This window comes from Methylobacterium durans (assembly GCF_003173715.1).
GTDB classification, from domain to species: domain Bacteria; phylum Pseudomonadota; class Alphaproteobacteria; order Rhizobiales; family Beijerinckiaceae; genus Methylobacterium; species Methylobacterium durans.
The window spans coordinates 6,600,312-6,614,623 of sequence record NZ_CP029550.1; the positions used below are offsets into that span (position 1 = coordinate 6,600,312).

Annotated in this window: 7 protein-coding genes and 1 pseudogene; all 8 read right to left on the reverse strand. The window is 67.7% G+C overall.

All coding sequences use genetic code 11. The features are described 5' to 3' along the window. Positions 1-15: 15 nt before the first annotated feature. The gene (gene rpsG, locus DK389_RS31005; RefSeq protein WP_109895588.1) at positions 16-486 is read right to left on the reverse strand and encodes a 30S ribosomal protein S7; all 471 of its coding nucleotides are present in this window, start codon (positions 484-486) and stop codon (positions 16-18) included. Between the two features lie 104 nt (positions 487-590). Then, a complete protein-coding gene (gene rpsL / locus DK389_RS31010; RefSeq protein WP_109895591.1) occupies positions 591-962 on the reverse strand; it encodes a 30S ribosomal protein S12 in 372 nt (123 codons plus the stop codon). A 419-nt stretch (positions 963-1,381) separates the two neighbouring features. Beyond that, positions 1,382-5,586, reverse strand: a pseudogene (gene rpoC / locus DK389_RS31015) (DNA-directed RNA polymerase subunit beta'). A gap of 175 nt (positions 5,587-5,761) precedes the next feature. After that, positions 5,762-9,889, reverse strand: a complete 4,128-nt coding sequence (rpoB, locus tag DK389_RS31020) for a DNA-directed RNA polymerase subunit beta (RefSeq protein WP_109895593.1) — start codon at positions 9,887-9,889, stop codon at positions 5,762-5,764. A 246-nt stretch (positions 9,890-10,135) separates the two neighbouring features. Next, positions 10,136-10,513: a 50S ribosomal protein L7/L12 gene (rplL, locus tag DK389_RS31025; RefSeq protein ID WP_109895595.1), complete on the reverse strand. Its 378-nt coding sequence runs from the start codon at positions 10,511-10,513 to the stop codon at positions 10,136-10,138. A 61-nt stretch (positions 10,514-10,574) separates the two neighbouring features. Then, positions 10,575-11,093, reverse strand: coding sequence for a 50S ribosomal protein L10 (gene rplJ, locus DK389_RS31030; RefSeq protein WP_109895597.1), 519 nt, complete (start codon positions 11,091-11,093; stop codon positions 10,575-10,577). Positions 11,094-11,750: 657 nt separating this feature from the next. Next, positions 11,751-13,379, reverse strand: a complete 1,629-nt coding sequence (locus tag DK389_RS31035; RefSeq protein WP_109895599.1) for a B12-binding domain-containing radical SAM protein — start codon at positions 13,377-13,379, stop codon at positions 11,751-11,753. 228 nt (positions 13,380-13,607) lie between these two features. After that, positions 13,608-14,306: a 50S ribosomal protein L1 gene (rplA, locus tag DK389_RS31040; protein WP_109895601.1), complete on the reverse strand. Its 699-nt coding sequence runs from the start codon at positions 14,304-14,306 to the stop codon at positions 13,608-13,610. Positions 14,307-14,312: the final 6 nt, after the last annotated feature.

Sequence of the window (14,312 nt, forward strand, 5' to 3'; positions counted from 1 at the left end):
GAGGGGTGTGACCGCTTACCAGCGGTAGTGCGAGAAGGCGCGGTTGGCCTCGGCCATCCGGTGCGTGTCTTCCCGCTTCTTGACGGCGTTGCCGCGGTTGTTGGCGGCGTCGAGGAGTTCGGCCGAGAGGCGCTCGACCATGGTGCGGTCGTTGCGCGCGCGGGCGGCCTGGATCAGCCAGCGGATCGCCAGCGCCTGGCGGCGCTCCGTGCGGACCTCGACCGGGACCTGGTAGGTGGCGCCGCCGACGCGGCGGGAGCGGACCTCGATCATCGGGGCGACGTTGTCGAGGGCGGCGCGGAACACCTCGATCGGGTTCGCGCGGGCGCGGTTCTCGACGATGTCGAAGGCGCCGTACACGATCGACTCGGCGACCGACTTCTTGCCCTCGTACATGATGGAGTTCATGAACTTGGTCAGGACGACGTCGCCGTACTTGGCGTCGGGGATGATCTCACGCTTCTCGGCACTGTGGCGGCGGGACATGCGCGCGCTCCGTTTTCGTCTTCTCTTGGCATCAAACCATCCCGCGCAGGCCGCCTTGAGCTTCGGGAGAAGCCGGCGACATCCTTACGGGATGCGCGAAAGTCTTACTTCGGACGCTTGGCGCCGTACTTGGAGCGGCGCTGCTTGCGGTTCTTCACGCCCTGCGTGTCGAGCACGCCGCGCAGGATGTGGTAGCGCACGCCCGGAAGGTCCTTCACGCGGCCGCCGCGGATCATCACCACGGAGTGCTCCTGAAGGTTGTGACCCTCGCCGGGGATGTAGCCGATCACCTCGAAGCCGTTGGTGAGACGGACCTTCGCGACCTTGCGGAGCGCCGAGTTCGGCTTCTTCGGGGTCGTGGTGTAGACGCGGGTGCAGACACCGCGCTTCTGCGGGCAGGCATCGAGGGCCGGCACCTTGTTGCGGGCCTTCTGCGCCTTACGCGGCTGGGCGATCAGCTGGTTGATCGTCGGCATTCTCTGCCCTCTTCCTCAGGCCCTGTGGGGCGGGCCGCAAAACGAATATGCGCCAGGGGTCGGTCAGGACCCGTGGCGCGCTGTCGGCAGAGGAACACGTCCCTTAGCAGGCGCGCTCGTACCTACTGATCTGACTTGCGTCAGGCGATGTGAGCCTCTGGTCGGCATGGCGACGGTCGGAAGATCTGACTTCGACCCGTCTGCGGCGTGCGTTCGACCGGAGTGGCGCGCTTCTACGCGCGACCCGGCGCAACGTCAACCTTTCGGGGCGAACTTCTTCCGTCGGCCCGGCGGTTATTTTTCGGTGTGCGCCAGGGTATCTGGCTGCCGCCGCGTCGTGGTTTCGGAAGCCGCGGCGCGAAACGAGAAAGGGCGGCCTCGCGGCCGCCCTCTCCCGATCGTCGTCTTTGGCCTGCGCCTCACTCGGCGGCCGGAAGCTCGCCGATCGGCTGCGCGCCGCTCTCGGCCGCGCGCTGCTGCAGGATGAGGGTGTCGCGGCGGCGCGCCACGGCGCGGATGTCCGCGGCGAGCGAGCCTGTGCCCGCCGGGATGAGCGAGCCCACGATCACGTTCTCCTTCAGGCCCTCGAGCGTGTCGACCTTGCCGTTGACCGCGGCCTCGGTGAGGACGCGGGTCGTCTCCTGGAACGAGGCCGCCGAGATGAACGACTTCGTCTGGAGCGAGGCCTTGGTGATGCCGAGCAGCACCGGCACGCCCTGGACCGGCTTCTTGCCCTCCGCGACCAACTTCTCGTTGATCTCGGTCAGCTCGGTCCGGTCGATCTGGTCGCCCGTGAGGATCTCCGAATCGCCGCCGTCGGTGATCTCCACCTTCTGCAGCATCTGCCGGACGATGACCTCGATGTGCTTGTCGTTGATCGACACGCCCTGCAGCCGGTAGACCTCCTGGATCTCGTTGACGAGATAGGCGGCGAGTTCCTCGACGCCCTTGATCGCCAGGATGTCGTGCGGCGCCGGGTTGCCGTCGACGATGTAGTCGCCGAGCTCCACCACGTCCCCGTCCTGCAGGTGGATGTGCTTGCCCTTGGGGATCAGGTACTCGACCGGGTCCGACCCGTCGTGCGGCGTCAGCGTCAGGCGGCGCTTGTTCTTGTAGTCCCGCCCGAACGCGATCGTGCCCGACTTCTCGGCGATGATCGCCGCGTCCTTCGGACGGCGCGCCTCGAACAGCTCCGCCACCCGCGGCAGACCGCCGGTGATGTCGCGGGTCTTGGCCGATTCCGTCGAGACGCGGGCCAGGATATCGCCGGCCTTCACCTTCGCGCCCGGATCGAAGCCGATGATGGCGTCGACGGGCAGGAAGTAGCGGGCCTCGGAGCCGCGCGGCAGCTTGATCGGCTTGCCGGTCTCGTCGTGAATCACCATCGCGGGCTTGAGATCGGCCGTCCGGGCCGAGCCGCGCCAATCGATGACGACGCGCTTGGCGATGCCGGTCGATTCGTCGGTGGTCTCGGTGATGGACTGACCATCGTAGAGATCCTCGTAGGCCACCACGCCGTCGCTCTCCGTGAGGATCGGTCGGGTGTAGGGGTCCCACTCCGCGATGCGCTGGCCGCGCTTGACCTTGTCGCCCTCGTCGACCCGGACCTTGGCGCCGTACTGGAGACGGTGCACGGCCCGCTCGGTCCCGTCGGCGCCGACGATCACCACGGCCACGTTGCGCCCGAGGGCGACGAGGTCGCCGTCCGAGTTCCGGGCAAGCGCCCGGTTGCGGACCTTGATGGTGCCCTCGAAGCTCGACTCGATGAAGGATGAATCCGCGATCTGGGCCGCACCGCCGATGTGGAAGGTGCGCATCGTGAGCTGCGTGCCCGGCTCGCCGATCGACTGGGCCGCGATGACGCCCACGGCCTCGCCCATGTTGACGGGCGTGCCGCGCGCGAGATCGCGCCCGTAGCAGGTGGCGCAGACGCCGCTGCGCGTCTGGCAGACGAGCACCGAGCGGATCTTCACCTCCTGGATGCCGGCGGCGGTGATCGCCGGCAGGTGCTTCTCCTCGATCGTCTCGCCGGTCGCGACGATCACGCTGCCGTCGGCCGCCACGAGATCCTCCGCCGTGGCGCGGCCGAGGATGCGCGTGGCGAGCGGGGCCACGACCTGGCCCGCATCGATGATCGCCCGCATGCGGATGCCGTTCGTCGTGCCGCAATCCACCTCGCGGATCACGGCGTCCTGCGCCACGTCGACGAGGCGGCGGGTCAGGTAGCCCGAGTTCGCGGTCTTCAGCGCCGTGTCCGCGAGGCCCTTGCGGGCGCCGTGGGTGGAGTTGAAGTACTCGAGGACGTCGAGGCCCTCCTTGAAGTTCGAGATGATCGGCGTCTCGATGATCTCGCCCGAGGGCTTGGCCATCAGGCCGCGCATGGCCGCGAGCTGCTTCATCTGCGCCGGCGAGCCGCGGGCGCCCGAGTGGCTCATCATGTAGATCGAGTTGACCTGCTTGTCGGCCCCTTGTCGTCCTTCTGGACGGCGGAGATCCGGCCCATCATCTCGGCGGCGAGCTTGTCGGAGCACTTGGCCCAGGCGTCGACGACCTTGTTGTACTTCTCGCCCTGGGTGATCAGGCCATCATTGTACTGCTGCTCGTAATCCTTCACGAGCGCGCGGGTGTCGTCGACGATCGACCACTTGTTGTCCGGCACGACCATGTCGTCCTTGCCGAACGAGATGCCGGCCTTGAACGCGTGGCTGAAGCCGAGCGCCATGATGCGGTCGCAGAAGATCACCGACTCCTTCTGACCGCAATGGCGGTAGACGGTGTCGATCATCGCGGAGATCTCCTTCTTGGTCATCAGCTTGTTGACGACGTCGAAGGGGACCTTCCGGTGCAGCGGCAGCACGCCGGAGAGGATCACGCGGCCGGGGGTGGTGTCGTAGGTCTTCGTCAGCGGCTCGCCGTCGGGGCCGATGCCCTTCCAGCGCCACTTGATCTTCGAGTGCAGCGAGACGGCCTTGGCCGCGAGCGCGTGCTCCAGCTCGCCGATGTTGCCGTAGACGCCCTGCATCGGGTTCTGGGCGTTGCCCGGCTTGAACTCGCCCGGCGCGCCCTCGGCGACGATCGACAGGTAGTAGAGGCCGAGAACGATGTCCTGCGAGGGCACGATGATCGGCTGGCCGTTGGCCGGGTGCAGGATGTTGTTCGTCGACATCATGAGGACGCGCGCCTCGAGCTGCGCCTCGAGCGACAGCGGCACGTGCACGGCCATCTGGTCGCCGTCAAAGTCGGCGTTGAACGCCGCGCAGACGAGCGGGTGCAGCTGGATCGCCTTGCCCTCGATCAGCTTCGGCTCGAAGGCCTGGATGCCGAGGCGGTGCAGCGTCGGCGCCCGGTTGAGCATGACCGGATGCTCGCGGATGACCTCGTCCAGGATGTCCCAGACCTCGGGCTTCTCCTTCTCGACCAGCTTCTTGGCCTGCTTGACCGTCGCGGAGAAACCCTTGGCGTCGAGGCGCGCGTAGATGAAGGGCTTGAACAGCTCCAGCGCCATCTTCTTGGGCAGGCCGCACTGGTGCAGCTTCAGCTCGGGGCCGACCACGATGACCGAGCGGCCCGAATAGTCGACGCGCTTGCCGAGCAGGTTCTGGCGGAAGCGGCCCTGCTTGCCCTTCAGCATGTCGGCCAGCGACTTCAGCGGACGCTTGTTGGCGCCCGTGATGACGCGGCCGCGGCGGCCGTTGTCGAAGAGCGCGTCCACCGCCTCCTGCAGCATCCGCTTCTCGTTGCGGATGATGATGTCGGGCGCGCGCAGCTCGATCAGCCGCTTGAGGCGGTTGTTGCGGTTGATCACCCGCCGGTAGAGGTCGTTGAGGTCGGACGTGGCGAAGCGGCCGCCGTCCAGGGGGACGAGCGGGCGCAGGTCCGGCGGGATCACCGGCACCACGGTCAGGATCATCCATTCCGGCCGGTTGCCCGACATCTGGAACGCCTCGATGATCTTGAGGCGCTTGAGGAGCTTCTTGGGCTTCAGCTCGGAGGTGGTGGTGGCGATCTCCTCGCGCAGATCCATCGCGATCTTGTCGAGGTCGAGCTCCTGCAGGATGCGCCGGATCGCCTCCGCGCCGATCATGGCGGTGAAGGAATCCTCGCCGTACTCCTCCTGCGCGCGCAGGTACTCCTCCTCCGACAGGAGCTGGCGCTCCTTGAGGGGGGTGAGGCCCGGCTCGATGACGCAGTAGGATTCGAAGTAGAGGATCCGCTCGAGGTCCTTCAGCGCCATGTCGAGCAGGAGGCCGATGCGCGAGGGCAGCGACTTCAGGAACCAGATATGCGCGACGGGGGCGGCGAGCTCGATATGGCCCATCCGGTCGCGCCGGACGCGCGCGAGGGTGACCTCGACGCCGCACTTCTCGCAGATGACGCCCTTGTACTTCATGCGCTTATACTTGCCGCACAAGCACTCGTAATCCTTGATGGGCCCGAAGATGCGCGCGCAGAACAGGCCGTCACGCTCGGGCTTGAACGTACGGTAGTTGATCGTCTCGGGCTTCTTGATCTCGCCGTAGGACCAGGAGAGGATCTTCTCGGGCGACGAGATCGAGATCTTGATCTGGTCGAAGCTCTGCGGCTGGGCCTGCTGGTTGAAAAGATTCATGACCTCTTGGTTCATGATCTACTCCTTGATGAGCGGGCCGCCCCGCGCCCGGGAAGCCGCGCCTTGAAACGATCGGCGCAGCGCCCTGCCGGGGCGCCGCTGGCCGTGGATATCGTCGGGAGGCCCCGCCCCTCCCCGCTCGGACCGTGCCGGGCTCGCGCGCCGGCACGGGAGGTGTCGCCTGTCGGCCTTACTCGGCGGCGTCCGCCGGCGGCTCGATCTGGTCGTTGGCCGCGTCCCGCTTCGAGGAGGTGAGCTCGACGTTGAGGCCGAGCGAACGCATCTCCTTGACGAGCACGTTGAACGATTCGGGGATGCCCGCCTCGAAGGTGTCGTCGCCGCGGACGATCGCCTCGTAGACCTTGGTGCGGCCGGCCACGTCGTCCGACTTCACCGTCAGCATCTCCTGCAGCGTGTAGGCCGCGCCGTAGGCCTCCAGCGCCCAGACCTCCATCTCGCCGAAGCGCTGGCCGCCGAACTGCGCCTTGCCGCCGAGCGGCTGCTGGGTGACCAGCGAGTAGGGGCCGATCGAGCGGGCGTGGATCTTGTCGTCCACGAGGTGGTGCAGCTTCAGCATGTAGATGTAGCCCATCGTCACCTTGCGGTCGAAAGGCTCGCCCGTGCGCCCGTCGTAGAGGGTCGACTGGCCGGACCGGTCGAGGCCGGCCATCTCCAGCATCGCCTCGATGTCGGCCTCCTTGGCGCCGTTGAAGACCGGGGTCGCCATCGGCACGCCGCGCCGGAGGTTGTTGCCGACCTCCGCCAGATCCTCGTCGGACAGGCCGTCGAGCTCGGCCGGCGAGTAGATGCTGCCCATCTCCTCGCGCAGCGGCGCGATGTCCTGGCTCTTGAGGTAGGCGTCGACCGCCCGCGACACCTTGCGGCCGAGGCCCGCGGCGGCCCAGCCCAGATGCGTCTCCAGGATCTGGCCGACATTCATGCGGCTCGGCACGCCGAGCGGGTTCAGCACGATGTCGGCGTGGGTGCCGTCCTCCAGGAACGGCATGTCCTCGATCGGCACGATGCGCGAGACGACGCCCTTGTTGCCGTGGCGGCCGGCCATCTTGTCGCCGGGCTGGATCTTGCGCTTCACCGCCACGAAGACCTTGACCATCTTCATGACGCCGGGCGGAAGCTCGTCGCCGCGCTGCAGCTTCTCGACCTTGTCGAGGAAGCGCTGCTCGAGGCGCTTCTTCGACTCGTCGTACTGCTTCTGCATCGCCTCCATCTCGGTCATGAGACGGTCGTCGATGACGGCGAACTGCCACCATTGCGAGCGCGGGTAGTCGGTCAGCCCCTCGCGGGTGAGGGTCGTGTCCTTCCGGAAGCCCTTCGGCCCCGCGATCGGCGACTGGCCGATCAGGACGTCCGCCAGACGCGCGTAGGTGTTGCGGTCGAGGATGGCCTGCTCGTCGTCGCGGTCCTTGGCGAGGCGCTCGATCTCCTCGCGCTCGATGGCCTGGGCGCGCTCGTCCTTGTCGACGCCGTGCCGGTTGAACACCCGCACCTCGACGATGGTACCGGTGACGCCCGGGGGCACCCTCAAGGACGTGTCGCGCACGTCCGAGGCTTTCTCGCCGAAGATGGCGCGCAGGAGCTTCTCCTCAGGCGTCATCGGGCTCTCGCCCTTCGGCGTGATCTTGCCGACGAGGATGTCGCCGGCATGGACCTCGGCACCGATATAGACGATGCCCGCCTCGTCGAGGTTCTTGAGCGCCTCCTCGGAGACGTTCGGGATGTCGCGGGTGATCTCTTCCGGCCCGAGCTTGGTGTCGCGGGCCATCACCTCGAATTCCTCGATGTGGATCGAGGTGAACACGTCATCCTTCACGATCCGCTCGGAGAGCAGGATCGAGTCCTCGAAGTTGTAGCCGTTCCAGGGCATGAACGCGACGAGCACGTTCCGGCCGAGCGCCAGCTCGCCGAACTCCGTCGAGGGACCGTCGGCGATGATCTCGCCCTTCTTCACGGGCTCGCCGACGCGCACCAGCGGCTTCTGCGTGATGCAGGTCGACTGGTTGGAGCGCTGGAACTTCTGCAGGCGGTAGATGTCGACGCCGGGCTTCGTCGGGTCCGTCTCCTCGGTGGCGCGGATGACGATGCGGGTGGCGTCCACCTGATCGACGATGCCGGCGCGGCGCGCGGCGATGGCAGCCCCCGAATCGCGGGCGACCACGGCCTCCATGCCGGTGCCGACGAAGGGCGCGTCGGCGCGAACGAGCGGCACCGCCTGGCGCTGCATGTTCGAGCCCATCAGCGCGCGGTTGGCGTCGTCGTTCTCGAGGAACGGGATCAGCGCCGCGGCGACCGAGACGAGCTGCTTCGGGCTCACGTCCATGAGGTCGACGCGCTCGGGGCCGACGACGATGACCTCGCCCGCCCGGCGGCAGACCACGAGGTCCTCCGTGAGCTTGCGGCCCTCGTCCATCGCGGCGTTCGCCTGGGCGACGTAGTACTTCGCCTCCTCCATCGCGGAGAGGTAGGCGACCTCGTCGGTGACGACGCCGTCCTTCACGCGGCGGAAGGGCGTCTCGATGAAGCCGTACTTGTTGACCCGCGCGAAGGTCGCGAGCGAGTTGATCAGGCCGATATTCGGGCCTTCCGGCGTCTCGATCGGGCAGATGCGGCCGTAATGGGTCGGGTGCACGTCGCGCACCTCGAAGCCGGCGCGCTCGCGGGTCAGGCCGCCCGGGCCCAGCGCCGAGAGGCGGCGCTTGTGCGTCACCTCGGAGAGCGGGTTGGTCTGGTCCATGAACTGCGAGAGCTGCGACGAGCCGAAGAACTCGCGCACCGCGGCGGCCGCGGGCTTCGCGTTGATCAGGTCCTGCGGCATCACGGTGTCGATGTCGACGGACGACATCCGCTCCTTGATGGCGCGCTCCATGCGCAGGAGGCCCAGGCGGTACTGGTTCTCCATGAGTTCGCCGACCGAGCGCACCCGGCGGTTGCCGAGGTGGTCGATGTCGTCGATCTCGCCCTTGCCGTCGCGCAGGTCGACGAGCGCCTTGACGACCGCGAGCATGTCCTCCTTGCGGAGCGTGCGCACGGTGTCGGCGGCGTCGAGGTCGAGGCGCATGTTCATCTTCACGCGGCCGACCGCGGAGAGGTCGTAGCGCTCGGCGTCGAAGAACAGCGAGTGGAACATCGCCTCCGCGGTGTCGAGCGTCGGCGGCTCGCCCGGGCGCATCACCCGGTAGATGTCGAACAGCGCGCCCTCGCGGCCGGAATTCTTGTCCACGGCGAGGGTGTTGCGGATGTAGGGACCGACGTTGACGTGGTCGATGTCGAGCACGGGCAGCTCGGAGACGCCGACATCCTCCAGGCTCTTGAGGAGCTTGTCGGAGATCTCGTCGCCGGCCTCGGCCCAGATCTCGCCCGTCTTCATGTTGACGAGGTCCTCGGCGATGTACTGGCCGACGAGATCCTCGTCGGTCGCCTTGAGGAACCGGGTCCCCTTCTCGCCGATCAGGCGGGCGTTGCGGGCGTTGAGCTTCTTGCCCGCCTCCAGCACAACCTCGCCGGAATCGGCGTCGATCAGGTCGACGGACGCCTTGAAGCCCTTGAGGCGCTCGGCGTCGAAGGGCACGCGCCAATCCGCCCCGTCACGGGCGTAGGTGACGCGGTTGTAGAAGGTCGAGAGGATCTCCTCGCCGTCAAGCCCGAGGGCGAACAGGAGCGAGGTGACGGGCAGCTTCCGCTTCCGGTCGATGCGCACGTACACGATGTCCTTGGCGTCGAACTCGACGTCGAGCCAGGAACCCCGGTACGGGATGATGCGGGCGGCGAAGAGCAGCTTGCCGGAAGAGTGCGTCTTGCCCTTGTCGTGGTCGAAGAACACGCCCGGGGAGCGGTGCATCTGCGAGACGATGACGCGCTCGGTGCCGTTGACGATGAAGGTGCCGTTCTCCGTCATCAGGGGCATGTCGCCCATGTAGACGTCCTGCTCCTTGATGTCCTTGACGGACTTGGCGCCGGTGTCCGGGTCCACGTCGAACACGATGAGGCGCAGGGTCACCTTGAGCGGGGCCGCGAAGGTGATGCCGCGCTGGCGGCACTCGTCGACGTCGTATTTCGGCGCCTCGAACGTGTACTTCACGAACTCGAGCAGCGCCGTCGAGGAGAAGTCGGAGATCGGGAAGACCGACTTGAAGACGCTCTGCAGGCCCTCGTCGGAACGGCCACCCTCCGGCTCGTCCACCATCAGGAACTGGTCGTAGGACGCCTTCTGGACCTCGATGAGGTTCGGCATCTCGGCGACTTCCCGGATCTTGCCGAAGAACTTGCGAATGCGCTTGCGACCGACCAGCGTATTGGCCATGTGACCTCGCTCCACCATCTTCCGCGTCCTGGTTGCCCGGGGAAAGCCTCGCTTCCCGCGCCGGGCCGTGACGCGCGCCCCGCCGGACCGCGCCACCCGAACTGAATTCCCATGTCGGGCCGTTCCAGGCCCACCGGTCGCCCGAAGCGACCTTAGCCCGCGGGTGATCTCACCCGCGGGCTCGGTCACGGAAGGCTGAGGCCAGCCTCCCGCGCGGTGACGGGCCGGGAACGGCCCATCGGGGTCTTACTTGAGCTCGACCTTGGCGCCGGCCTTCTCGAGCTGGGCCTTGATCTTCTCGGCCTCGTCCTTGGCCACCGACTCCTTGACGGGCTTCGGCGCGCCCTCGACGAGGTCCTTGGCCTCCTTGAGGCCGAGGCCGGTGATCGCGCGGACCTCCTTGATGACCTCGATCTTCTTGTCGCCGGCCGAGGCGAGCACGACCGTGAACTCGGTCTGCTCCTCGACGGGGGCGGCAGCGGCGCCGGCGGCCGGGCCGGCGGCCACGGCGACGGCGGCCGCGGCGGAGACGCCCCACTTCTCTTCCAGCATCTTGGCGAGGTCGGCGGCCTCGAGGACGGTCAGCGACGAGAGGTCGTCGACGAGCTTGGCAAGATCAGCCATGTCTTAAGTTCCCTTACGATATCGGTTTGAACGGTTGATTTTGAAAGGGGTGAACCGACCCTCAGGCCGCTTCGTCCTTCTTGGCATAGGCTCCGAACACGCGGGCGAGCTTGGCCGCCGGCGCGTTGACGACCTGGGCGACCTTGGTCGCGGGAGCCTGCACGAGGCCCACGATCTTGGCGCGCAGTTCGTCGAGGGACGGGAGCGAGGCGAGGGCCTTCACGCCGTCCGGGTTCAGAGCGGTCGTACCCATGGCGCCGCCGAGGATCACGAGCTTGTCGTTGGCCTTGGCGAAATCCACCGCCACCTTGGCGGCCGCGACCGGATCGCTGGAATAGGCCAGCAGGGTCGGACCCTTCAGGAGGGGCTTGATGGAGGCGACGTCCGTGCCATCGAGAGCGATGTTGGCGAGGCGGTTCTTGGCGACCTTCACGGTGGCGCCGGCCTGCTTCATCTGCGAACGCAGCTTCTGCATCTCGGCGACCGTGAGGCCCTTGTAGTGGGCCACGACGACGACGGCCGTGTTCGCGAACACGCCGTTGAGCGTCGAGACGAGATCAGCTTTTGCTGTCCGGTCCACTGGGGCTCTCTCCGGTTGGCGGAACCCGGGTTCGGGTCCGCCGGTTGCACTTGCCGCCCGGGACGGATCTCGGCCTTTGGAATCAGCCGGAACGTCCGCGGACGACGCTTCACGGCCCTGTCCCCCGGCGCCCGCCCGGATGGGCGGCCGACGTGGGTTGAGAAGGTTCAAACCGATGCCTCCTCCGCCCGCGGTTGCGGCCGGACGAGGGACTTGGAATTCGGTCTTCCCCGTCTGTGCAGGCTGGGGGATTAAGCCGGTCGCCCGGCGCCTGCAGTCTCGGACAGGACATGGCCGGACGCGGCCCTGAGAAGCTTCTCGCCCCGCAGGTCCTTCCGGCCATCGCCGCCCGGTCACCCAGGCGGCATCTCGAACGGAACCGGCCGTACGGACGGTCCCAAAACCTCAACGTGAATTCGTGGAGCGCGGTGTATAGAGCCTAGCAAGCCGCCTGCCAAGACCTCACGCGCGACAATTCCGTCGCAGGCAAGCGGATCCCGCTTCCCGCCGCGCCTTCCGCCCGCTCGCCTGCCCCGTCTCCCGCCAAGCCTTCGCCAAGCCTCCGCCCACCTTCCGGCGCGGGCCTCCGCTCCCAGGATCCGGCATCCGCCTCCCCGGACGCCGGCTCCCCGCCCGGGTTGCGGGGCCTGCGCCCGGTCAGGTCGGCAGGAACCGGCGCGCCGCCTGCCACCAGGGCCGGTTGCGGTCGCGCTCGCGCTGCTCGGCCTTGGCCGCGTAGAAGGAGGCGTTGTGCTCGCCCCGCAGGGCCTCGCGGGTGAAGCGGATCAGGTGGTGGGCGACGAAGCCCATGTTGAAGACCGCCTCGACCTGGCCCTTGCGCAGGGCATGGCCCGCCGCCTGCCAGAAGGGCTTGCGGTAATCCGAGAACAGGCCGACCCGGGTGATGATGTTGAAGCCGAGGATCAGGCCGCGCCGCAGGTTCGTGACGGTGAGCTTGCCCTTCGTCGGCGTGACGATGCGGTTGCCGTAGGTCACGTCGCACTGGTGCTTGAAGCGCTCGAAGATCTTCTCCGGCGCGTAGGCGTGCGCGATGGCGCGCCGCCAGCTCGCCACCACGTCGTCGTGGGGGCGCTTGAACAGCACGTTCGATTCGAGCGCCACGTCGTGGACGAGGCGGTTCTCCCGCTCCAGCCGGTCCCAGAGAGGCGTCTTCGGCAGGGCCTGGAGCAGGTTGATCGTCAGGACGGGAATCGCCGAACGGTCGATGAAGTCGATCAGGTTGTCCTCGGACTTCTCCGTGTCGGTGTCGAGGCCGAGGATGATCCCCGAGGTCACCTCCAGCCCGTAGCTGTTCAGGGTCGCGATCGCCTCGTACATCGGCACCGCGGCGTTGTGCTTCTTGTCGATGCCGGCGAGCGCGTCCTCCTCCGGCGTCTCGATGCCGACGAACACGGTCATGAAGTTCGCCTGCCGCATCAGCTCCAGGATCTCGGGCTGCTTGGCCATGTTGAGGGTCGCCTCGCAGGCGAATTGCAGCGGGTAGTCGTTCCGCTTCTGCCACTCCACGAGGTGCGGGAGCATGTCCCGCGTCGCCTTGCGGTTGCCGATGAAATTGTCGTCGACGAAGTAGACCACCGCCGGGTGGCCGGGCTGGGCCACGATCGCGTCGAGCTCGGCGCACATCTGCTCCGGGCTCTTCAGCCGGGGCTGGCGGCCGTAGAGCTGCGGGATGTCGCAGAACTCGCACCGGTAGGGGCAGCCCGAGGAGAATTGCAGCGAGCCGATCAGGTAGCGCTTGAGCGGCACGGCCTCGTAGGCCGGCGCCGGGAAGTCGGCGAGCGCCAGGCGGTCGACCGTCTCGAGGCGCACCTGCGCGAGCGGCCGCGTCAGGTCGCGGTCGAGGATCTCGACCAGCCGGTCGGTGGCGTCGCCGATCTCGCCGAGGTGCAGGTAGTCGAAATCGGGGTACTTCTCGGGTGAGCCCGACACCGAGGGGCCGCCGAGCACCGTGACCTTGCCGGCCGCGTGCGCGCGGGTGTTGATGTCGTGGATCTGCGGCGCCTGGATGTGCATGCCGGAGACGAAGACCGCGTCCGCCCAGGCGAATTCCTCGGGCGTGGCCCGCCGGATGTTCTCATCGATGAACCGGCACTCCCAGGCTTCCGGCATGTAGGCCGCGATCAGCAGGAGCCCCTGGGGCGGCATGAACGCCTTCACGCCGCCCATCAGGGGGTAGGCGTGTGAGAAGGTGCCGAAGGAGGGCGTGTAGGCGGGGAAGACGCAGAGGACGCGTCGGCGGGACGAGACCGTGAGGGAGCATCGCATGGCTCCGTATCTAGCACAGGCTGAGCCGATGGCGCCCCCCTCCTCGCGCCGATGTGCAGGGCGTTTTCGCCGGGACAGGTGCCGCCCGCGCGGCCCCCCGCCCCATGATCGCGATCTACGCGGCCCGGTGCCGTTCGTGATCGCGCGCGCACGCGTTCGGGGGGCGCACACGAAAACGCCCGGCCGTTTCCGGCCGGGCGCTTCCGCAATCGTTTCGGCGGTGCCGGATCAGGCCGTGAGCACGCTCGACGGCTCGACCTTCACGCCCGGGCCCATCGTCGAGGTGACGGCGATGCGCTGGATGTAGGTGCCCTTGGCGCCCGTCGGCTTGGCCTTGGCCACCGCGTCCGCGAAGGCCTTGATGTTCTCGACGAGCTTCGCCTCGTCGAAGGAGACCTTGCCGATGCCGGCGTGCACGATGCCCGCCTTCTCGACGCGGAACTCGACCGAGCCGCCCTTGGCGCCTGCGACCGCACCCTTCACGTCCATCGTGACGGTGCCGACCTTCGGGTTCGGCATCAGGCCGCGCGGGCCCAGCACCTTGCCGAGGCGGCCGACGAGCGGCATCAGGTCCGGGGTCGCGATGCAGCGGTCGAACTCGATCTTGCCGCCCTGGACGATCTCGAGGAGATCCTCGGCGCCCACGATGTCGGCGCCCGCCGCCTTGGCCTCGTCGGCCTTGGCGCCGCGGGCGAACACCGCCACGCGGACCGTGCGGCCGGAGCCGTTCGGCAGGTTGCAGACGCCGCGGACCATCTGGTCGGCGTGGCGCGGGTCGACGCCGAGATTCATCGAGACCTCGACGGTCTCGTCGAACTTGGCGTTGGCCTTCGACTTCACGAGCTTGATCGCCTCGTCGATGGCGTAGAGCTTCTGCGGCTCGATGCCCTCGCGGGCGGCGCGGATGCGCTTACCTTCACGTGCCATGCTGCC